Origin of the sequence: Dyella sp. S184, assembly GCF_009766065.1 — a bacterium.
Lineage (GTDB): Bacteria > Pseudomonadota > Gammaproteobacteria > Xanthomonadales > Rhodanobacteraceae > Rhodanobacter.
This window is the reverse complement of the sequence record NZ_LMUE01000003.1, coordinates 389,119-409,899: the sequence shown is the minus strand read 5'-3', so window position 1 is coordinate 409,899 and position 20,781 is coordinate 389,119. Positions and strand designations below refer to the sequence as shown.

19 protein-coding genes are annotated in these 20,781 nt (G+C 63.3%); 2 read left to right on the top strand and 17 right to left on the bottom strand.

Features of this window, described 5'->3' with window-relative positions:
- Positions 1-42: 42 nt before the first annotated feature.
- The 17 genes from dnaE to rpsB form a co-directional block, all read right to left on the bottom strand.
- Complete coding sequence (dnaE, locus tag GSQ75_RS09420; protein WP_158754340.1) at positions 43-3,582, bottom strand: DNA polymerase III subunit alpha; 3,540 nt, start codon at positions 3,580-3,582, stop codon at positions 43-45.
- Positions 3,583-3,706: 124 nt separating this feature from the next.
- Positions 3,707-4,252, bottom strand: coding sequence for a TlpA disulfide reductase family protein (locus tag GSQ75_RS09415; RefSeq protein WP_158754338.1), 546 nt, complete (start codon positions 4,250-4,252; stop codon positions 3,707-3,709).
- 192 nt (positions 4,253-4,444) lie between these two features.
- Entirely contained in the window at positions 4,445-4,642 is a 198-nt protein-coding gene (locus GSQ75_RS09410) for a hypothetical protein (protein WP_158754336.1), read from the bottom strand.
- Between the two features lie 216 nt (positions 4,643-4,858).
- On the bottom strand, positions 4,859-5,452 hold the full coding sequence (gene rnhB / locus GSQ75_RS09405; protein WP_158754334.1) for a ribonuclease HII: 594 nt from the start codon (positions 5,450-5,452) through the stop codon (positions 4,859-4,861).
- 81 nt (positions 5,453-5,533) lie between these two features.
- Positions 5,534-6,748 carry a lipid-A-disaccharide synthase gene (gene lpxB / locus GSQ75_RS09400; RefSeq protein ID WP_158754332.1) on the bottom strand — a complete coding sequence of 405 codons (1,215 nt, stop codon included), beginning with the start codon at positions 6,746-6,748 and terminating at the stop codon, positions 5,534-5,536.
- Between the two features lie 66 nt (positions 6,749-6,814).
- Positions 6,815-7,603, bottom strand: a complete 789-nt coding sequence (gene lpxA, locus GSQ75_RS09395; protein ID WP_158754330.1) for an acyl-ACP--UDP-N-acetylglucosamine O-acyltransferase — start codon at positions 7,601-7,603, stop codon at positions 6,815-6,817.
- On the bottom strand, positions 7,600-8,073 hold the full coding sequence (gene fabZ / locus GSQ75_RS09390; RefSeq protein WP_158754329.1) for a 3-hydroxyacyl-ACP dehydratase FabZ: 474 nt from the start codon (positions 8,071-8,073) through the stop codon (positions 7,600-7,602). The genes lpxA and fabZ overlap by 4 nt, the downstream gene beginning before the upstream one ends.
- On the bottom strand, positions 8,066-9,112 hold the full coding sequence (gene lpxD / locus GSQ75_RS09385; RefSeq protein ID WP_254058518.1) for a UDP-3-O-(3-hydroxymyristoyl)glucosamine N-acyltransferase: 1,047 nt from the start codon (positions 9,110-9,112) through the stop codon (positions 8,066-8,068). Before lpxD ends, fabZ begins: the two co-directional genes overlap by 8 nt.
- A 127-nt stretch (positions 9,113-9,239) precedes the next feature.
- Positions 9,240-11,654 (bottom strand): outer membrane protein assembly factor BamA, encoded by a 2,415-nt coding sequence (gene bamA / locus GSQ75_RS09380; protein ID WP_158754326.1) that lies wholly within the window; start codon positions 11,652-11,654, stop codon positions 9,240-9,242.
- Positions 11,655-11,837: 183 nt separating this feature from the next.
- Positions 11,838-13,184: an RIP metalloprotease RseP gene (gene rseP, locus GSQ75_RS09375; protein ID WP_158754324.1), complete on the bottom strand. Its 1,347-nt coding sequence runs from the start codon at positions 13,182-13,184 to the stop codon at positions 11,838-11,840.
- Between the two features lie 36 nt (positions 13,185-13,220).
- Positions 13,221-14,396, bottom strand: a complete 1,176-nt coding sequence (locus GSQ75_RS09370; RefSeq protein WP_158754322.1) for a 1-deoxy-D-xylulose-5-phosphate reductoisomerase — start codon at positions 14,394-14,396, stop codon at positions 13,221-13,223.
- Position 14,397: 1 nt separating this feature from the next.
- Complete coding sequence (locus tag GSQ75_RS09365; RefSeq protein ID WP_158754320.1) at positions 14,398-15,216, bottom strand: phosphatidate cytidylyltransferase; 819 nt, start codon at positions 15,214-15,216, stop codon at positions 14,398-14,400.
- A gap of 8 nt (positions 15,217-15,224) precedes the next feature.
- Positions 15,225-15,965: a polyprenyl diphosphate synthase gene (uppS, locus tag GSQ75_RS09360; RefSeq protein ID WP_158754318.1), complete on the bottom strand. Its 741-nt coding sequence runs from the start codon at positions 15,963-15,965 to the stop codon at positions 15,225-15,227.
- A 25-nt stretch (positions 15,966-15,990) separates the two neighbouring features.
- Positions 15,991-16,548, bottom strand: coding sequence for a ribosome recycling factor (frr, locus tag GSQ75_RS09355; protein WP_158754316.1), 558 nt, complete (start codon positions 16,546-16,548; stop codon positions 15,991-15,993).
- 65 nt (positions 16,549-16,613) lie between these two features.
- Complete coding sequence (gene pyrH, locus GSQ75_RS09350) at positions 16,614-17,336, bottom strand: UMP kinase (RefSeq protein ID WP_158754315.1); 723 nt, start codon at positions 17,334-17,336, stop codon at positions 16,614-16,616.
- 202 nt (positions 17,337-17,538) lie between these two features.
- Entirely contained in the window at positions 17,539-18,417 is an 879-nt protein-coding gene (tsf, locus tag GSQ75_RS09345) for a translation elongation factor Ts (RefSeq protein WP_158754314.1), read from the bottom strand.
- Between the two features lie 61 nt (positions 18,418-18,478).
- On the bottom strand, positions 18,479-19,354 hold the full coding sequence (rpsB, locus tag GSQ75_RS09340; protein ID WP_158754312.1) for a 30S ribosomal protein S2: 876 nt from the start codon (positions 19,352-19,354) through the stop codon (positions 18,479-18,481).
- A 336-nt stretch (positions 19,355-19,690) separates the two neighbouring features.
- On the opposite strand from rpsB, the gene map reads away from it, so the two are divergent.
- Positions 19,691-20,455, top strand: a complete 765-nt coding sequence (gene map / locus GSQ75_RS09335; RefSeq protein ID WP_158754311.1) for a type I methionyl aminopeptidase — start codon at positions 19,691-19,693, stop codon at positions 20,453-20,455.
- 30 nt (positions 20,456-20,485) lie between these two features.
- On the top strand, positions 20,486-20,767 hold the full coding sequence (locus GSQ75_RS09330) for a hypothetical protein (protein WP_158754309.1): 282 nt from the start codon (positions 20,486-20,488) through the stop codon (positions 20,765-20,767).
- Positions 20,768-20,781: the final 14 nt, after the last annotated feature.

The following is a 20,781-nucleotide window of genomic DNA, read 5'->3' as shown; positions in this document are numbered from 1 at the left end:
TCTTCTCCCCCTTGGCTTTGCAAGGGGAAAGCTCAAAGCGGGTCAATCCTGTTGCTTGACGATGCGCAGTCGCGCGGCCTGCACGCCAGGTAGCGCGCGCACGGCGCGCAGCAACTCGGGGATGGCATCCACGCGCCAGTCCTCGCCCAGCTCCAGGTCGGCCTGGGCGCCCTTGTTGCGATAGCCATGCAGGGTCACGCTGGCGCGGCCGCCGCGATAGCCAGCCAGCGCATGTTGCAGCTGCTCGACGAAGCCGGGACCGATGCCGTTCAATTTCAGTTGCAGCAGGCGCGCATGCTTGCGGCAGGCATCGGCCAGCGAGATGGCGTTGCGGGCGCGCAACTGGAAGCCGCCACCGGAGAAGTCGTCGATCCGCAAGCCACCCTCGACAATCAGCATCTGGTCACGGGTAAGCAGGGGGGCGACCTGCTGGTACAACTCGCCGAAGAAGCTCACTTCGATGATGCCGCTGCCATCTTCCAGCCGCACGAAGGCGTCGCTGTCGCCACGCTTGCGCACGGCGGTAACCATGCCGGCGACCGTCCACGGCGTGTCGGGGCCGCGGCGGAAGCGGTTGCCGTCGTCGTTGTCGTTCTTGCGCGGTTTCGGCGGCTGGTAGCGGTCGGCAATCTCGCCGAGCGGGCAGGTGGACAATTGCGCCAGCTCGTCCTTCCACGGGTCGGTCGGGTGGCCGGACAGGTAATGCCCGAGGGTGTCGCGCTCGCCCTGCAGTTTCTGCTCCAGCGGCCATTCCGGCACGGTTGGCAGGTTGATGTGGACCACCGGTGTGGTTGCCCCCATCGCAGCACCGAACATGTCGTTCTGGCCCGACTGCTTGTCGCGCAGATGCTGCTCGGCGGCCTTGATCGCATCCGGCAGTTGCAGCATCAGGCTGGCACGGTTCGGTGCCAGCGCATCCAGTGCGCCGGACAGGATCAACGCTTCTAACACACGGCGGTTGAGCTTGGTCGGGTCGACCCGACGGCAGAAGTCGGCCAGGTCGGTATACGCGCCATGCACGCGTTCCGCGGCGATCGCCTCACAGGCACCCTGGCCGACACCCTTGATCGCGCCGAGGCCGTACTGGATGGTCTTTGGTTCGATCGCGACGAACATGTATTCCGACGCATTCACGTCCGGCGGCTGCACGATGATGCCAAGCGCGCGCGATTCGTCGAGGAAGGTCACTGCCTTGTCGGTATTGTCCATGTCCGACGAGATCGTCGCGGCCATGAACTCGGCGGGGTAGTGCGCCTTCAGCCACGCGGTCTGGTACGACACCAGCGCGTAGGCGGCGGCGTGTGACTTGTTGAAGCCGTAGCCGGCAAATTTTTCCATCAGGTCGAAGATGGTGTCGGCCTTGTCGCCGGGCAGGCCGTCCTTCGCGGCGCCCGCGCGGAACTTGGCGCGCTCCTTCGCCATCTTCTCGACGTCTTTCTTGCCCATCGCGCGGCGCAGCAGGTCGGCGCCGCCGAGCGAATAGCCGCCGACGATTTGCGCCATCTGCATCACCTGCTCTTGGTAGACCATGATGCCGTAGGTCTCTTGCAGGATCGGCTCGACGCGCGGGTCGGGATATTCCACGTCCTCGCGGCCATGCTTGCGCGCGATGAAGCTGGGGATCAGGTCCATCGGGCCGGGGCGGTACAGTGCCACCAGCGCGATGATGTCCTCGAAGCGGTCGGGTTTCGCATCCTTCAGCATGCGCTGCATGCCGGAGGATTCGAGCTGGAACACCGCGACGGTCTGCGCCTTCTTCAACAGCTCGTACGGCTTCGGATCGTCCAGCGGCAACTGCGAAATATCCAGCGGCGCTTCGCCGGTTTTCGCGCGGCGCAGGTTGATCGCCTTCACCGCCCAGTCGATGATGGTCAGCGTGCGCAGGCCGAGGAAGTCGAACTTCACCAGGCCGACCGCTTCCACGTCATCCTTGTCGTACTGGGTCACCACGCCGCCACCGCCCGCTTCGCAGTACAGCGGCGCGAAGTCGGTCAGCGGAGTCGGTGCGATCACCACGCCACCGGCGTGCTTGCCGGCGTTGCGGGTGAGGTTTTCCAGGCTCAAGGCCAGGTCGATCAGCGCGTGGGCGTCTTCGTCGTTCTCGTACGCCTCGCAGAATTCCTTGACGACGCGGTCGGTCTCTTTCTTCGATTTTTCCGAGCGGCCGAGTGCATCGGACAAGGTGAGGTCGAGCGGCCGCGGCGGCACCATCTTTGCCAGCCGGTCGACCTGGCCGTACGGCATGCTCAGCACGCGACCGGAGTCGCGCAGCACGGCCTTGGCCGCCATCGAGCCATAGGTGATGATCTGGCTGACGCGGTCGCGGCCGTACTTGCGCGACACGTAGTCGATCACCTCGTCGCGACGATCCATGCAGAAGTCGATGTCGAAGTCGGGCATCGACACGCGTTCGGGATTGAGGAAGCGCTCGAACAGCAGGTTGAACTGCAGTGGATCCAGGTCGGTGATCTTCAACGCCCAGGCGACCAGCGAGCCCGCACCGGAACCACGGCCAGGCCCAACCGGTATGCCGCTCTGCTTGCCCCAGTTGATGAAGTCCGCAACGATCAGGAAGTAGCCGGGGAAACCCATCTCGATGATGACGTCGAGTTCGCGTTCCAGTCGCGTCTCGTAGTCGGTCAGCGTCTGGCCGGCAGCCAGTGGCGCCGTGCCCAGGCGCTCGCGCAGACCTTGGCGCGAGAGCTCACGGATGTGACTGTTGAGATCGTGGCCTGAGGGCACCGGGAAGTCAGGCAGGTAGTACTTGCCGAACTCCAGCTCCAGACTGCAGCGCCTGGCCAGCTCGACGCTGTTTTCGAGCGCCTCGGGAATATCCGCAAACAACGCGGTCATCTCGTCGGGCGTCTTCAGGTATTGCTGGTCGCTGTAGTCGCGCGGGCGTTTCGGGTCGGCCAGTACGCGGCCCTGGTTGATGCACACGCGGGCCTCATGCGCCGAAAAGTCGTCCTGTTTCAGGAAGCGCACATCGTTGCTGGCCAGCACGGGCAGGCCGAGTTCGGCGGCCAGCGCGAGCGCGGCGGTATTCCAGTTTTCCTCGCCGTCGCGACCGCAGCGGGTCAGCTCCAGATACAGCCGTTCGGGGAACAGCCGCACGAGCGGACGCAGCTTGGCCAGCGCCGCCTCGGTGCCCTGGTTCATCGCGATGCGGCCGACCTCGCTCTCGCGACCGAGCAGGGCGATCAGCCCGTTGCTGGCATCAGCATTCAGCCAGCCGGCCTCGACCAGCGCCCGGCCGCCGTGCTGGCCCTCCTGCCATGCACGCGAGACCAGTCGGGAGAGATTGAGGTAGCCGTCGCGGTTCTGGCACAGCAAGGTGAGTCGCCACGGACGCGGGTCATCGGGTGCGGAAATCAACAGGTCGCAACCACCGATCGGTTTGATGCCAGCCGCGCTGCAGGCCTTGTAGAACTTCACCAACGCGAACATGTTGCATTCGTCGGTCAACGCCACCGCCGGGATACCGTCGCGCACGCAGGCAGCGACCAGCGCCTTGATGCGGATAGTCGAATCGACCAGCGAATATTCGCTGTGCAGGTGCAGGTGGGTATAGCGGACGGTCATGCAGATTTGCGCGGTGAGTCTGTGCAGGCTAACCGGCGGTCACGCCAGCGGCAAGATTGACTTCCGTGCGGTTTGCGCAATGCATTGCGGCAGCTGGAATCAGGCCGCCGGATCGCGTCGATGGTCAGTGGCTGCCGGTGACTCCGGCGACGGGTATGGGCTGCGGTTCAACGAGCAAGTCATTGATCTCGCCCACCAGGCTGTCCAGCATGTCTTCGCCGTAGCCGACATGGATATGCGCCACCGTGCCATCGCGATGCAGCATCACCATCACGGGGATACTCTTGTCGGTGCCATAAGGCTTGCCGATCGCCCCAGTTCGATCCCAGGTGATCAACAGCCCCGGCAATCGTTTCCTGAGCGCACGTGCGCTTTGCACGAACGTATCGTGGTCCTCCTTGGAGTCGATGGCCACGACTTGCAGCGGCAGGCCGCGCTGGGTAGCCAGCGTCTGCAGGCCTGCCAGTACCGGCATCTCCTTCATGCAGTAGCCGCACCAGGTTGCCCAGAAACTGATCACCACGACCTTGCCGTGTAACGAGGACACACTCACTGCAGGCCCGCCCAGAGCCGAACCCAGTGCGTCCGGCGGTGTGTCGCCGGGCTGCATTTCTGCACTGGCGGCGAAACAGAGCATCAGCCCCAGCAGTGTGGCAGCGATCCTGCGCATTTCATTCATCCCCTGATTGATGCCTGCAGCGTAGCAACAGGAAGGGGGTGGCGAAAGCTCCGATGGATACGCTTGGATACGCTGATCAGCGGGTTCAGTTATTACAGAGTGCTATCGACACGGAAAGATCATGATCCCCAGACCCGTTCAGTGGATGGCGTGACCTTCTGATCCCAGCACGCGCCTGCACCATCAGCGGACATGAAAGCGTTCGTCGTCGTCGCGCTCAACGTAATGGTCGAGTCCGCTCACCTCAAGTGGCAGGAGGTTGTAATCGGCGTGTACCGGATTGTTGTCGCCGGCAGCGGTTGATGCGGGTGCGCTCGACAAGGGTGCCGGGGTGATGACCGGCGTCGGCGGCATGTATGGGCGGTTGCCTGGAAGCATCATGGCAGGGCTCCTGCGGTCTGATCTGTGCGCTGATGGCAGCTGACCGGCTGGGACAGGCCGGTGTTGCTGGCGCGTCCGTGCATGTTGTGATTCCTGCAGTAAATGATGCGCCAGTGCCGGAAAAAGTTGCATAGACGGATGGCCTATACGAGCAAGTATCCGCAGCGACAGCGTGAGCATGTTATTCGCAGGCCGAGGGGTTTCAGCGAGGCATGATCAGAACAAGGTGGCCTGATCCAGCAGCCGTCGCACCGGGGCAAAGCTGCGCCGATGTTGCACGCAGGGGCCAAGCTGCTGCAGCGCTGCCAAGTGCACAGGCGTCGGGTAGCCCTTGTGCACCGCAAAACCGTAGCCGGGGTGGACGGCATCCAGCGCCACCATCAGGCGATCGCGACTGACCTTGGCAAGGATCGAGGCGGCGCTGATGGCTGGCTCCAGTGCATCGCCGCCAACGATGGCGCGGCCGCGGCAGGGCAGATCTTTCGGCAGCTTGTTGCCGTCGATCAATGCTTCGTGCGCGTCCGGCTTGAGGCCGGCCACGGCGCGGCTCATGCCGGCCATGGTGGCCTGGAAGATGTTCAGGCGATCGATCTCGTCCGGTTCGATCAGCACGATGCAGAACGCCAGTGCGCGTTCGATAATCAGCGGAAAGAGTGCCTCGCGCCGGGCTTCGCTGAGCTTCTTCGAATCGTTGAGTCCGGCGATGGGACGCTCCGGATCCAGGATCACGGCAGCCACGGCCAGCGGTCCGGCCAGCGGGCCACGACCGGCCTCGTCCACACCGGCTACGAAAATACTGTTTGCGCTCACCGCTTCTCCCCTTTGAGGAGAAGCTTGTGATTGATGAGGAGTCCCCTTTGTGGGGGATGAGGGCGGCTTGCCATTGGCTTCCTAGCCAACATGTTCTTCATCGATCAGCTCGGCAATCGCCGCCGCCGCACGGTCTCCCGCGTGCCCCTCCAGACTGCCACGCAATGCCTGATGCAGTTGCTCGAATGCGGAGACGATGTGGCCGCGGCGCTCACTGTCGCGAAACAGCGCCAGCGTAGCGGCGGCCAGGTTCCCGGCGGTGCATTCATCCTGCATCAGTTCGGGTACCAGCCGGTCATCATCGAGCCCGCTGGCGCGCGCCAGGATATTGGGCAGCGAATAGATGTCGGTTTTCAGCATCTTCATGGCGCGTGCGATTCGATAACTCAGCGGCGCGACGCGATAGCCAACGACCATCGGACGCTTCGCCAGCATTGCTTCCAGCGTGGCGGTACCTGAGGCCAGCAGTACCACGTCGGCGGCCAGCATCGCCTCATGCGCATGGCCATCGAGCAGCAGCGGTGCCGCTTCGTCGTGCGAGCCTTTTGCCAATAGATCCTTGAGCCGGGCATGTACTTGCGGATTGGCGGCCGGGATCACGATGCGCAGCCCGGGCAGTGCGGCGGCGACCTGGGTCGCGGCATCGATGAAGATCTGTCCCATCCGCGCCAGTTCGGACAGTCGACTGCCAGGCAGCAATGCCAGTACCGGTACCTGCTGCGGTAGCTCCAGAAAGTCGCGTGCGCCGACGCGGTCGGATACCAGCGCGAAGCGATCAGCCAGCGGATGACCAACGAAGCGGGCATCGATGCCATGCCTTGCGTAGATCGCCGGCTCCATCGGGAACAGGCACAACACGCGGCGTGCGCTGCGGCCGATCTTCTCCGCGCGCTTCTCGCGCCATGCCCACACCGACGGGCTGACGTAATGCACGGTCAGCAGTCCGACCTGTTTCAACCGCTGCTCCACACCGAGGTTGAAATCGGGTGCGTCGATGCCGACCACGACGGCCGGGCGTACTTTCAGCAGGCGCGCTACCAGGCTCTTGCGCAGGCGCAGCAGTCGCGGCAGGTGGCTGATCACTTCGCTGAAACCGAACAGCGAAAGCTCGTGGATGTCGAACCAGGACTCGAAGCCCTGCGCCTGCATGCGGGCGCCGCCAATGCCGACGAAGCGTGCCTGCGGATAATGCTGGCGCAATGAGACGATCAGATCGGCGCCGAGCTGGTCGCCGGAGTCCTCGCCGGCGAGGATGGCGATAATTGGACCTTGTGTAGAGACTTCGCCTGCTTGCATATCGATGTTTCCTGCAGGAAGTCGGAGCAAAAGCGCGTGCCTGATTTCCCGATAAGCGCGATGCGCTTATCGGGCCAGCGCCCGCTCGCTGTGATCGAGAAACTCCAGCATCGCCCGCACGTCATCGCTCTGTTGCGCCTGCTCGACCAGTTTCTCGCGCGCTTCAGGCAGCGACAGGCCAGCCATGTACAAGGTGCGGTAGGCGCGCTTGATCGCGGCGATGCGCGTGGCGTCGAAGCCGCGGCGCTTCAGGCCTTCACTGTTGATGCCGCGCGGGCGGCCCTGCTGCTCGTTCGCCATTGTCACGAAGGGTGGTACATCATGGCCGACCAGGCAGCCCATGCCGATGAACGCATGCGCGCCGACCTTGCAGAACTGGTGCGCGCCGGAATAACCGGCGAAGACCGTCCAGTCACCGACTTCCACATGTCCGGCCAGCGCGGCGTAGTTGGAGAACACCACGTGGTTGCCGAGCTGGCAGTCGTGCGCGATGTGCACGTAGGCGAGCAGCCAGTTGTCGTTGCCGATCCGGGTGGCACCACCGCCTTCGCCGGTACCGCGGTTGATGGTGACGAATTCGCGGATCAGGTTGCGGTCACCAATCACCAGTTCGGTACGCTCGCCGGCAAACTTCTTGTCCTGCGGCTCGCCGCCGAGCGAGGCGAACTGGGCGATGCGGTTGTCACGACCAATCCGGGTCGGGCCCTCGATCACGACATGCGGGCCGATCACCGTGCCATCGCCGATTTCCACCTCGGCACCGATCACACTGTAGGCGCCGATGCTGACGTTGGCACCGATGGTGGCAGAGGGATCGATCAGCGCGGTGGGGTGAATCGAGGCGGCATGGATCATTTGTCGGACCTCGCAGCGCACATCAGTTCGCAACTGGCCACTTCCTTGCCATCAACAAGGGTACGCGCCACGAACAGGCCCATGCCGCGCATCAGGCGTTTCAGGGTCACCTCCATGCGCAACTGGTCGCCCGGCACCACCGGCGCATTGAAGCGCGCGTTGTCGACCTTGACCAGGTAGAACAACGGGCTGCCCTTGTCGCCCTTGAGGTGCCGGCTGATCTGGGTCAGCAGGCCGGCGGTCTGCGCCATCGCCTCGACGATCAGCACGCCAGGCATGACAGGGTGGCCGGGGAAGTGGCCCTGGAAGAACGGTTCGTTGATGGTCACGTTCTTCAGCGCGACCACGTTCACGTCAGGCACGATCTCGATCACGCGATCCACCAGCAGGAACGGATAGCGATGCGGCAGCAATTGTTGGATCTGCTCCACATTGATCGGCAACGTCAGGGTCCCGATTTTTTCACTCATTGTTGCGGTCCTTCTCCAGCGCCGACAACCGGCGCGCGTACTCGTCCAGATGTTTGAAGCGTGCCGCATTCTTCCGCCATGGGCGGTTTTCCTGCAGGGGCACGCCAGAAGAATATTCGCCTGGCTCGCGGATCGAATGCGTAACCAGGCTCTTGGCGGTAATGGTAACCCGGTCGGCCAGTTCGAGATGGCCGAGTACGCCTGCGTTGCCGCCGATCATGCAGTATCGACCGATTTTCGCGCTGCCGGCTACCGCAGCGCATCCGGCCATGGCGGTATGCGCGCCGACGTGGACGTTGTGGGCGATCTGGATCTGGTTGTCCAACCGCACATCCTCCTCCAGCACTGTGTCATCCAGCGCGCCGCGGTCGATCGTGGTGTTCGCGCCGATCTCGCAGTCATCGCCGATACGCACGCCGCCGAGCTGCGGCAGCTTGATCCAGCTGCCGTGATCGGAACCGCTGCAGTCAAATGCGAGACCGAAGCCGTCAGAGCCGATCACCGCGCCGGGGTGCACCAGCACGCGCTTGCCCAGGGTGACGCGGGTGACCAGGGTTACTCTGGCGACCAGCCGCGACTGTGCACCGACCGTACAATCCTCGCCGATGATGCAATGCGGCCCCAGCACGGCACCGTCCGCGATCACCGCACCGTCCGCGATCACGCAGCAGGGGCCAATGCTGGCGCTGCTGCTGACCTGCGCACCGGCGGCCACCACCGCGCTGGGATGAATCCCCGCGGGGGCGGCTGGCAGGCGTTCAAACAGTGCGGCGATTTTTGCGTAGGCCACGTAGGGATCGCGTGCGACCAACGCGGCCACGGGGCAGTTGGCGAGGTCTTCCTCGCGCAGTACCACCACACCGGCATGGGTAGCGGCCAATTGCGCGCTGTACTTGCTGTTGGAGAGGAAGCTCAGTTGGCTGGAACCGGCACCGGCCAGCGTACCGACTCCGTCAAGGCGGATCGTAGGGTCGCCATGGCCGGTCAGCTCGAACCGCTGGGCGATTTCGGCGAGGGAGTATGTGCTGTTCGTACTCAAGATGCTCTCCGTGACACGCTGGCCATTGTATCGGCAGCCAACCTGTCTGCGTGATTCTCGTTGGCCGCAAAGCAGAAAGCGCGGCATGGCCGCGCTTTCCTTGCTCCCGCATGTTTGCCGGTGTCGGTCAGAACGTGCTGCCGAAGGTGAACTGGATGCGTTCTTCGTAATGGCTGTCGTCGGCCTGGGTACGGAATGGAACGGCCAGGCTGATGATCAGTGGGCCGATCGGCGCCTGCCAGTGCAGCGAGATACCCGCCGACGCGCGCAAGGTGCTGGCAGTGAAGCTCGAGATGTTCTGGTAGGCATTGCCGACGTCCGTGAACACCGATACGCGTGCGGTGTTGGTGTCTTTCAGAAACGGCAGCGGCAGGTACAGTTCGGCGGTGCCGATCACCTTGAACGCGCCGCCGATCGGCTGCGCATAGTAACCACCATCGCAGTAGCCGTTGCTCGAAGGCTTGGTGCCATCGATGCAGACTCGCGGTCCCAGCGTGTTGTCCTGGAAACCACGCACGTCGGTCACGCCGCCGGAGTAGAAGTTCGACCAGAACGGGAAGTCGTTGCGCATGTCCACCGGGGCAGGCTCGCCATTGGCGGCATAGACGGCCTTCAGCGCGTCGAAGGCCTGGTCGCTGATGCCGTTCTGGCCATAGGTCTTGCCATAGCCGGCCTGGCCATTCAGATACAACACGAAACCCTTGCCGATCGGCCAGTAATGGTTGGCTTGCGCCGTCAGTTTCCAGTACTGCACGGTCGAACCGGGCAGGGCGACATCCGTCGACAGGGACAATATGCCGCCGCGGGTCGGTGCCCAGTAGCTGTTGCGGGTATCGTGGGTCCAGCCCAACGTGCCGGTCCATGAATGGATGGTCTCGTAGCCGATCTCGTTCTGGTAGTCGATCAGCACCTGCGGGCTGTAGCCCGGAATCAGGTTGACCTTGTTGCTGCTGATGCCCAGACCCACGCGCATGCTATCGGTCTCGGTGATCGGGATACCCAGATAGCTGGAAAAAGATTTCTGGCTGGTCGAGTAATCCGCGAAATCGGTATTGCCGTAGTCGGTCTTGGAATAGGTGGCGTTGTAACCGATACCGATACCGTTGTCGGTCAGGTACGGGTTGTAATAGTTGACGCCGTAGGTGGTGGAGTAATAGCTGCGCGAGCCGCTCACCGAGAAGCTGTCACCGGTACCGAACAAGTTGTTCTGCGTAACCGAAGCATTCAGGATGATGCCTTCGAGCTGCGAATAGCCGACGCCGAACTGCAGGCTGCCGGCGGACTGCTCCTCGACCTTGACACTGATATCCACCTGATCCTGCGTGCCCGCCACCAGCTTCTTGTCGATGTCGACCTTCTTGAAGAAGCCCAGGCGCTGCAGGCGGATCTTGGAGCGGTCGATCGCTGCCTGCGAATACCAGGAACCCTCAAGCTGACGCATCTCGCGGCGCAGCACCTCGTCTTCGGTACGGGTATTGCCCTGGAATACGACCCGGCGCACGTATACACGCTGGCCCGGCTCGATGAACAGGGTCAGGTCGACGGTGCGTTTGTCCTTGTCGAGCTTGGGGATGGGAGTGACCTTGGCAAAGGCATAACCGATATTGGCCAGCACGGCCTTGATCGACTTCGTGCTCGCCTCGATCGCGGCGCGGTTGAAGGTTTCACCCGGCTTGACGTAGATCAACTGGCGCAGGGTTGCTTCAGGCAGGATCAGCGTGCCGAGCAGCTTCACGCTGGTCACCTTGTAGATATCGCCTTCCTTCACGCTGGCGTCGATATACATCCCGCGCTTGTCCGGTGAGATCGATACTTGGGTGGAGTCGACCCCGAAATCGGCGTAGCCGCGATCCATGTAATAGGACTGCAGTTTTTCCAGATCGCCGGAGAGTTTTTCGCGCGAATACTGGTCATCCTTCGAATACCAGGACATCAGATTACTGGTGTTCGACTCGAAGCCCGTGCGGACCTCCTTGTTGGTGAACGCGTGGTTGCCCAGGATCTGGATTTCCTGGATTTTGGCAACCTTGCCCTCGCGGATCTCCAGGTCAATGGAGACGCGATTGCGGTCCAGCTGGGTCACGTGCGGGATCACCGAGACGTTGTACTTGCCGCGGTTGTAGTACTGGCGGATCAGCTCCTGCTGCACGTTGTCCAGTGCCAGCCGGTCGAAGGTCTCGCCCTCGGTGAGGCCGATTTCCTTCAGGCCCTTCTTCAGGTCATCGGTCTTGATGTCGTGGTTGCCGCGGATGGTCAGCTTGGCGATCGACGGCCGCTCGACCACCTTGATCACCAGGATGTCGCCGTCGCGATCCATCTCCACGTCACTGAAGAACTTGGTCTGGTAAAGCGCGCGGATGGCCCGCTGGGCCTCGTCATTGGTCAGCCGGTCACCCTTGCTGATCGGCAGGTAGTTGTACACGGTACCGGCGGTAATGCGGCTGAGGCCGTCGATGCGAATGTCCGACACCACGAACGGGTCGAAAGCAAACGCATTGGCGGAGAGGGAGGCAAGCAGGATCAGCGCGGCGATACGCTTCATCGTCGGTTCCGTTGGGTTATATCGATGGAACGGCCAGCGTGGCCGCTCCGATCAAAAGCATGAAACAGGAGGTGGTCCCGTCTCGAAAAAGTGTCTGCACTCCGCCGGAGTGCCTCGTTTGATTTGCCGCCGACTGGCACAGGCGGGCGTACATCGAGATGCCACGGTCGCTGGTCATCACTATCACGACAGCAGCATGCGGTGGATATCGTTGTAGAACGCCAACCCCATCAGGCTGAACAGCAACGCCAGCCCGATGTACTGGCCGACGATCATCACCTGTTCGCTGACCGGGCTGCCTTTGACCAACTCCACAAGATAATACAGCAGGTGCCCGCCATCCAGCAGCGGGATCGGCAGCAGGTTCAGGATGGCAAGGCTGAGGGAGATCAGCGCCAGGAACTGCAGGAACCATGGCAGGCCCATGCTGGCCGATTGATTGGCTACTTGGGCGATGCCGATGACGCCGGAAAGGTTGTTGGTGGACGCCTGCCCACTGACCATTTTTCCGATCAGGTTGAAGGTTTGCGCGGTGTTGCGCCAGGTAGCCTGCAGCGATGCGCCGAACGCCCTGATCGGGCCGTAGCGCAAGGTGACCTGTTCGGGTTCGGGGCCACCCACGCCGATCACCCATTTGACGGGCTGGCCTTGCAGGGACTCCCGCTGAGCATCGACGGCCAACAGCATCGGCTTGCCGGCGCGCTCGATGGCCAGCTGCAGGTGAGGCGACTTGACCGCTTCCGCGGGCACCAGTTTCTGGAATACGGCGTAATCGGCCACGGGCTGGCCGTTGACCGCAACGATGCGGTCGCCGCCCTGCATGCCGGCCAATGCGGCTGGTTTGCCCGGCATGACAATGGCTGCGATCGCCGGTGGCGGCGCCAGATCCAGGCCGAGTTCTTTCAGGTATTGATCAACGGTTTGGCCGGCAGGCAGCTGTTCCAGCGGCAGCACCAGCTGCCGCGAGCGGCCATCGCTGCCGCGCACGGTGAGCGGCAGCGGCGTGCGTCCCAGCAGAGCATTGACCACACTATCCATCGCATCGGTAAGAGTACCCACCGTGCGGCCATCGATGCTGAGGATGCGATCGCCGGGCTGGATGCCTGCCTCGGCGGCCATGCTGTGGGGTACGGCGGTGACGATGGGTGCCACATCCGGCCGACCGAGCATGAACATCACCCAGAACGCGGCGAGCGTGAAAATCAGGTTGAAACCGGGGCCCGCAGCCACGATGGCGATGCGCTTCCACACCGGTTTTCCAGTGAACTCCTGGTCGCGTAAGGCGGGGTCGACTTCACCTTCGCGTGCGTCCAACATCTTCACGTACCCGCCGAGCGGGATCGCGCCGATCTGGTATTCGGTGCCGTCGCGGCCAATGCGCTTCCAGATCGCATTGCCGAAGCCGACCGAGAAGCGCAGTACCTTGACGCCACAGCGGCGCGCGACCCAGTAGTGGCCGAATTCATGAAAGGTTACCAGCACGCCGAGCGTGACCAGCAACCAGAACACCGAGCCGAAAAAGGAAGTCATCAAGCGCCGTAAAGGGGAGTCATCAGAGCAAGGATATCAGCAAGCATTGCGCAGAATGCGGCGGGTCGCCTCACGGGCGACCCGATCGCGCTCGCCCAGGGTCTCAACATCGACCACAGCTTGCGGCGGCAGTTCCGCAAGTACGGCCTCAACCACGTCGGCAATGGAAAGGAACGGCAGTGCGCCAGCCAGGAACGCCTCCACCGCGACTTCATTGGCGGCATTCAGCACCGCCGGGGCATCGCCGCCGGCGCGCAGCGCCTGGAATGCCAGTGCCAGGCAGCGGAAAGTGGCCAGATCCGGCGGCTCGAACTGCAGCGGCGCGCAAGCGGCCAGGTTCAAGGGGGTGACCCCGGCGTCGACCCGCTCCGGCCAGGCCAGGGCATGGGCGATCGCCGTGCGCATGTCTGGATTGCCGAGTTGGGCCAGCACCGAACCGTCGACGTATTCGACCAGCGAATGCACCAGGCTCTGTGGGTGCACCAGCACATCGATCGCTTCGGCCGGCGCGCCGAACAGGTGGTGCGCTTCGATCACCTCCAGGCCCTTGTTCATCAAGGTGGCCGAATCGACCGAGATCTTGCGGCCCATCACCCAGTTCGGATGTTTGCAGGCCTGCTCTGGCGTGATGTTGGCAAGCTCTGCTCGCGCGCGGCCGCGGAACGGTCCGCCCGAGGCGGTGAGGATGAGCCGGCGCACGCCGCTCCTGCCCAGATCCGGTCGTCCGCCGGGCAGGCATTGGAAGATCGCGTTGTGCTCGGAATCGACCGGAATCAGCGCACCACCGCCGGCAGCCACGGCCTCCAGCAACAGCGGCCCGGCCATTACGATGGATTCCTTGTTGGCCAGCAGCAGATGCTTGCCGGTGCGCGCGGCGGCCAAGGTGGAGTCCAGCCCGGCGGCGCCGACGATCGCGGCCACCACGGTGTCGCATAGTTCGCCGGAGGCGGCTGCTGTCAGCGCGGCGTGGCCGCTGGCCACGTCGCAGCGCACACCGGTCGCTGCGAGACGCCGCGCCAGTTCGGCTTCCAGCGCGGGATCGGCGATCACCGCCAGCAGCGGCCGATGACGTATGCACAGCTCGACCAGTGCCTCGACCTGTCGGTGCGCGGTCAATACGGTGGCACGGAAACGTTCCGGGTGACGCGCGATGACGTCGAGTGTATTGCCGCCAATCGAACCGGTAGCGCCGAGTACGGCGACATTCTTCATCTCAGAGACCCAGCAGCAGCAAGCCGGCAGCGAATACCGGCAGCGCGGCAAACACACTGTCCAGGCGATCCATGAGACCGCCATGCCCCGGAATCATGGTGCCCGAATCCTTCACTTGGGCGTGTCGCTTCATCAGGCTTTCGAGCAGGTCGCCGACGATCGATGCACTGACCGTAATTGCCGCCAACAACCCCAGTGCAAGCAACCGGGCGCCTCGCACCTCGAGCAGCCAGCCGCCGAGGATGGTGACCAGCACACCGGCAACGAGCGCGCCGTAGGCACCGGCCCAGGTCTTGCCGGGGCTGATCTGGGGCGCGAGTTTGCGTTTGCCAAAGCTGCGGCCGCTGAAATACGCGCCGATATCCGCGACCCACACAATCACCAGGGCGAGCAGGGTCCACCACGGGCCGTGCGATGCACGGCCATGCATGCTCAGCAGCGCGAGCCATGCGGGGAAGACCACGAACGCGCCGGCCAGCAATTTCAGGGCGAGGTTTTCGCGGGTGGGTGCCGCGCCGAATGCGAAATGGCGCAGCCACAGGCAGGCCAGCAGCCACCAGGCCACGCCAGCCGCCAGCAACAGTGGCGTCAACGCCGTGGCATGCAGCCACCACAGCAGCGCAAACACGCCCGCAGCAACGACCAGCAACGCGTTACGCCACACGGAATTTTTCAGCCCGCTGAGCTGGATCCATTCCCACAAGGCGGCCATGAATGCCGCTGCCGTGATCAGCGCAAAGAGGGCTGTCGATGGCAGCAGGATGAGCAGGATCACCAGTGGAGCAAGCACCAGGGCGGTGAGGGTGCGCTGTAGCAGCATCGGAATCCTTAGGGTGTGGCGGCAATCTGCTCGCCGGTGCGACCGTAACGGCGCTCGCGGCGGGCATAGTCTTCGATGGCCCGACGCAGGCAAGCCTGGTCGAAGTCCGGCCACAGGGTATCGGTAAAGTACAGCTCGGCGTACGCCACCTGCCACAGCAGGAAGTTGCTGATACGACATTCGCCGCCGGTGCGGATGAACAGATCCAGCGGCGGCAGATCGGCCAGGCTCATCCACTGGTTCAGCCGGGCCTCGTCGATCTCGTCGGTGCGCAGTTCGCCGCGGGCCACGGCCTCGGCGGCCTGACGACTGGCTTGCACGATGTCCCAGCGACCGCCATAGCTTACTGCGATGTTTACCTGCAGCCGTTCATTGCTGGCAGTGCGGGTCATCGATGCCTGCATGCGCCGGCGCAGTGGTTCGTCGAAGGCATTCAGGTCGCCGATGAAGCGCAAGCGGACACCGTTGGTGTGCAGCTCGTCGACTTCCTTGTCCAGCGCGCGCACGAACAGGCCCATCAGCGCGCCTACCTCGTCCTGCGGCCGCTGCCAGTTCTCGCTGGAGAATGCGAACAGGGTCAGTGCCTGCACGCCTTCGCGCATGCAGGACTCGATCGCCACGCGTACGGCCTTGCGACCGGCGTTGTGGCCGAAGCTGCGTGGGCGGTGGCGTGCCCTGGCCCAGCGGCCGTTGCCATCCATCACGATGGCGATATGGCGCGGAACCTGCGGAGCCTTGGCCTTGGTCATGGAATGAGGAAGCGTGATGGCCTCATCAAAGAGCCATCAGCTCCTCTTCCTTGGCCTTCACCACGGCATCGACATCCTTGACGGCCTTGTCGGTGAGTTTCTGGATCTCGTCGTCGACGCGGCGATCGTCGTCCTCGGTAATGAGTTTCTCCTTGAGCAGATCCTTGACCTGCTGCAAGGCATCGCGGCGCACGTTTCGGATCGCGATCTTCGCGTTCTCGCCTTCGTGGCCGACGAGCTTGGCCAGTTCCCGGCGACGCTCCTCGGTGAGCGCGGGCATGTTGAGGCGGATCACGGTACCGGCCGTGGTCGGCGTGATGCCCAGGTCGGACGCCATCAGCGCCTTCTCGATCGGTGCCACCATGGTTTTCTCCCACGGCGTGATGATGATCGTGCGCGCATCGGCGAGCGATACCGAGGCGACCTGGGACAACGGCATGTCGGCGCCGTAATAGGGCACCTTGATGTGGTCTACCAGCGTCGTGCTGGCGCGACCGGTACGAATGCGGGTCAGGTCGTGCTTGAGCGAGTCGATGCTCTTGCCCATGCGGGTCTGGGCATCGGTCTTGATGTCGTTGAGCATGTGGCGTTTCCCGGTGAATCTGCAACATTCGATTATAGCAGTGACGAACTTCGATGCTGGAACGTTCAGCCGGCGTCGACCATGGTGCCGATCGGTTCACCTTGCATGATCCGCATCAGATTGCCTGGCACGGTCATGTCGTAAATGCGCAGCGGCATCTGCTGGTCGCGGCACAGCGCGATCGCGGCGGTGTCCATCACGGCCAGCTTGCGCTCGATCACGTCGTCGTAGCCGAGCCGATCGTAACGGGTGGCGTTGTGGTCCTTGGCCGGATCGGCGGTGTAGACGCCGTCCACCTTGGTAGCCTTCAGCAGGAGGTTGGCGCCAATTTCCACCGCGCGCAGCGCGGCAGCGGAGTCGGTGGTGAAGAACGGGTTGCCGGTGCCGGCGGCAAACAGCACGATGCGGCCCTTCTCGATATGGCGGATGGCACGGCGGCGGATGTAATCCTCGGCCACGTCGTGGATCTGGATCGCACTGGTCACGCGCGCAAAGCCGCCACGCTTCTCAATCGCGTCCTGCATCGCCAGCGCGTTCATCACGGTGGCCAGCATCCCCATGTGATCGCCGGTGACCCGGTCCATGCCGGCAGCGGCCAGGCCGGCACCGCGGAAGATGTTGCCGCCGCCGATCACGATGCCGATCTGCACGCCGGTACGCTGCACCTCGATGATCTCGTCGGCGAGCCGGCCGATCACCTTCGGATCGATGCCGTAGTCGGCGTCGCCCATCAGGGCTTCACCGGAGAGCTTGAGCAGGATGCGATGGTACTTGGGCTGGTCGCTCATGGAATCTCCGGATTGTGTGGGGCAAACCGGTGCATTGTAGCGGTAGCGGGCTCCTGTCGGAACGCTGACGTCGGGCTGTCGCTGCAATGGTTGGGAACTTCCCGCTGCCCCAATCGTGTGACTGCATGATTCGTGAAAGGCGCGCCACAAAAAAAGCCGCGGTTTCCCGCGGCTTTTCGCAGCTCGATGGCCTGGAAGTCGCTTAGACCTGCATCGCCTTGGCCACTTCGGCCAAGTAGTCTTCCTGGACCTTCTCGATGCCTTCGCCGACGGCCAGACGGGCCACCGAGATGACATCCGCGCCTTCCTTCTTCAGCGCGTCAGCGACGGTCGTGTTGGTGTCCAGCACATACGGCTGACCGAGCAGGGTGACTTCGGCGATGATCTTGTGGACCTTGCCGGCGACGATCTTCTCGAGGATCTCGGCCGGCTTGGCCTTTTCCTTGTCGGACATCTGGCTCAGCGCGATGTCCTTTTCCTTGGCCAGGAAATCGGCCGGGACGTCATCGGCGCGGACATAGGCCGGATTCATCGCAGCCACATGCATCGCGATGCCCTTGGCCAGCTCCTCGGAGCCGCCCTTGAGTACGACCAGCACGCCGATGCGGCCGCTGTGGGTATAGCTGCCGATCACGCCATCAGTCTTGACGACGGCCATGCGGCGCACATCGATCTTCTCGCCGATGGTAGCGATCAGGACCTTGGCGGCTTCCTCGACGTTGCTGGCACCCGGGTAGGCGGCAGCCTTCAGCGCGTCGATGTCGGCGGCACCGGAATTCAGTGCTACGTCGGCGACGGTGTCGCTGAACTTCAGGAAGCTGGCATCTTTGCCGACGAAGTCGGTCTCGCAGTTGATCTCGACCAGCACGGCCTTGCCTGGTGCCTGGGCGGCCACGATGCGGCCTTCGGCGGCGATGCGGCTGGCCTTCTTGTCAGCCTTGGCCAGGCCGGACTTGCGCAGCCATTCCATCGCGATTTCGATGTCGCCGTTGTTCTCGACCAGCGCCTTCTTGCATTCCATCATGCCGGCGCCGGACCGCTCACGCAGATCCTTGACCAGTTGGGCGGAAATATTGCTCATCGGTATTCCTCTAAGGCTTTGGGTGCGCCGCAGCGATCAACACTGCGGCGCAGGTAACGATTTACTTGGCAGGCGCGCCGTCGTTGCGCGGACCACGACCGCCATCACGGCCACCGTCGCGGCGTGGGGCGCCGGCGCCCTTCTTCGGGGCGGCGTCGCGGCGCGGAGCCGGTTTGCGATCGATCTTGGCGACCGGGTTGCCTTCCTCGTCGAGTTCGACGAAGTCGTTCGCGTCGCCCTGGGCGGCAGCCGGCGCGGCAGCCTTGCCTTCGAGGATCGAGTCGGCGGCGGCGCGGGCATACAGCTGGATCGCGCGGATCGCGTCGTCATTGCCCGGGATGGCGTAGTCGACCAGTTCCGGGTTGTAGTTGGTGTCGACCACGGCGATCACCGGGATGCCGAGCTTCTTGGCTTCCTGAACGGCGATGTCTTCGTGGCCGATGTCGATCACGAACAGCGCGTCGGGCAGACGGTTCATGTCCTTGATGCCGCCCAGCGAAGCCTGCAGCTTGTCGCGCTCGCGGCGACGGGCCAGCACTTCGTGCTTGACCAGCTTCTCGAAGCTGCCATCGGTCTCGGCCGCTTCCAGTTCCTTCAGGCGCGACACGGACTGCTTGACGGTGCGGAAGTTGGTCAGCATGCCGCCGAGCCAGCGCGAGGTGACGAACGGCATGCCGGCGCGTGCAGCCTCTTCAGCCAACGGCTCACGGGCGGAGCGCTTGGTGCCGACGAACAGCACGGTGCCGCGCTTCTGCGCCAGCGCCGACAGGAAATGCATCGCGTCGGTGAACAGCGGCAGGGTCTTTTCGAGGTTGATGATGTGGATCTTGCCGCGCGCGCCGAAGATGTACGGAGCCATCTTGGGGTTCCAGTAACGGGTCTGGTGACCGAAATGGACGCCGGCTTCGAGCATTTGACGCATGGTGACTTGTGCCATGGGTGTAACTCCTTGCATGGGCCTTTGAAAGGCCTGGGGGTTGGGACCTCCACGCATCCCCGGCTTCGACCGCGACTTGCCCGCTGCAGTGTCGACTGCAAATGGTGGGCAGGCCGCAGCACCCCGAAGGCGGTGCCGATACGTGTGTGGCGTTGGTTGGGTGTTGTACCGCGGGGCGGTTACAATCCCGGTTCGCTTTGCGCTGAAACGATCGTCCAAACGGCCGTGTCAGGTCAGCAAAACTCCGAAATTATAGCCGGTACGCCGGCGAGGCAGCAAGTTGCTGGCGGATTCGATGTTGAACTGCTGCACTGGCGCCGCCATTTAGGCGAAATCATGGCCATTACCCTCAAAACCCCCGAAGACCTCGAAGGCATGCGTGTTGCCGGCAAGCTGGCGGCCGAAGTGCTGGCGATGCTGAAGGAACACGTGAAGCCCGGTGTCACCACCGAGGAGCTGGACCGGCTCGCCTACGAGCACATCGTCAACGTGCAGAAGGCAATTCCGGCCAATGTCGGCTACCACGGTTTTCCGAAGACCCTGTGCACCTCGGTCAACCATGTGATCTGCCATGGCATCCCGAACGAGGGCAAGGTGCTCAAGGACGGCGACATCGTCAATCTCGACGTCACCGTGATCAAGGACGGTTGGCACGGCGACACCAGCCGCATGTACATCGCCGGCACGCCGTCGGTGCTGGCCAAGCGGCTGGTCGACACTGCGTACGAAGCGATGATGCGCGGTATCCAGACGGTGCGCCCGGGCGCCACGCTGGGCGACGTCGGTCATGCGATCCAGCAGCATGCCGAGGCAGCCGGTTTTTCGGTGGTGCGCGAATACTGTGGCCACGGTATCGGCAAGGTCTACCACGACGAGCCGCAGGTGTTGCATTACGGCAAGCCTGGTACCGGCGTGGAGCTGAAGAAGGGCATGACCTTCACCATCGAGCCGATGATCAACGCCGGCAAGCCACAGACCAAGCAGTTGCCCGACGGCTGGACCGTGGTGACCAAGGATCATTCACTGTCGGCGCAGTGGGAACACACCATTGCGGTGACCGACGACGGTTTCGAGATACTCACGGCGTGGCCGGATGCCTGATCGGCTGGTTTGGAAGGAAGCGGGAAACCCATGAATTACCTTTTTCTCGCTTCCTTGCTGGTGATATTTCTCGCCATCCTGTGGCTTCCGGCATGCTCAGTGGCGATCTGGCTGAAAGGCCTGCGCGTTCCAAAGCCGTTTTCCGGATTGCGGGTTATCTGGCCGGCGCAATTGGTTATTGCTGTTGGCTTGATATTTCTTTGTGATTTCATGGGACTGCACAATCCTGCCGGTTACTCTCTCGCCATTGCGGTAGGGACAAGTATCGTTGGAGCTTGCGCCTTGTGGCGGTGGCAGCGTCCTGCCCTTTGAGCTGATGCGATTCA

Bases quoted from the DNA above. Each gene is read 5' to 3' on its own strand.
- dnaE (WP_158754340.1), bottom strand. From the start codon at position 3,582: ATGACCGTCCGCTATACCCACCTGCACCTGCACAGCGAATATTCGCTG.
- GSQ75_RS09415 (WP_158754338.1), bottom strand. From the start codon at position 4,252: ATGCGCAGGATCGCTGCCACACTGCTGGGGCTGATGCTCTGTTTCGCC.
- GSQ75_RS09410 (WP_158754336.1), bottom strand. From the start codon at position 4,642: ATGATGCTTCCAGGCAACCGCCCATACATGCCGCCGACGCCGGTCATC.
- lpxB (WP_158754332.1), bottom strand. From the start codon at position 6,748: ATGCAAGCAGGCGAAGTCTCTACACAAGGTCCAATTATCGCCATCCTC.
- lpxA (WP_158754330.1), bottom strand. From the start codon at position 7,603: ATGATCCATGCCGCCTCGATTCACCCCACCGCGCTGATCGATCCCTCT.
- fabZ (WP_158754329.1), bottom strand. From the start codon at position 8,073: ATGAGTGAAAAAATCGGGACCCTGACGTTGCCGATCAATGTGGAGCAG.
- bamA (WP_158754326.1), bottom strand. From the start codon at position 11,654: ATGAAGCGTATCGCCGCGCTGATCCTGCTTGCCTCCCTCTCCGCCAAT.
- rseP (WP_158754324.1), bottom strand. From the start codon at position 13,184: ATGACTTCCTTTTTCGGCTCGGTGTTCTGGTTGCTGGTCACGCTCGGC.
- GSQ75_RS09370 (WP_158754322.1), bottom strand. From the start codon at position 14,396: ATGAAGAATGTCGCCGTACTCGGCGCTACCGGTTCGATTGGCGGCAAT.
- GSQ75_RS09365 (WP_158754320.1), bottom strand. From the start codon at position 15,216: ATGCTGCTACAGCGCACCCTCACCGCCCTGGTGCTTGCTCCACTGGTG.
- uppS (WP_158754318.1), bottom strand. From the start codon at position 15,965: ATGACCAAGGCCAAGGCTCCGCAGGTTCCGCGCCATATCGCCATCGTG.
- frr (WP_158754316.1), bottom strand. From the start codon at position 16,548: ATGCTCAACGACATCAAGACCGATGCCCAGACCCGCATGGGCAAGAGC.
- pyrH (WP_158754315.1), bottom strand. From the start codon at position 17,336: ATGAGCGACCAGCCCAAGTACCATCGCATCCTGCTCAAGCTCTCCGGT.
- tsf (WP_158754314.1), bottom strand. From the start codon at position 18,417: ATGAGCAATATTTCCGCCCAACTGGTCAAGGATCTGCGTGAGCGGTCC.
- rpsB (WP_158754312.1), bottom strand. From the start codon at position 19,354: ATGGCACAAGTCACCATGCGTCAAATGCTCGAAGCCGGCGTCCATTTC.
- map (WP_158754311.1), top strand. From the start codon at position 19,691: ATGGCCATTACCCTCAAAACCCCCGAAGACCTCGAAGGCATGCGTGTT.
- GSQ75_RS09330 (WP_158754309.1), top strand. From the start codon at position 20,486: ATGAATTACCTTTTTCTCGCTTCCTTGCTGGTGATATTTCTCGCCATC.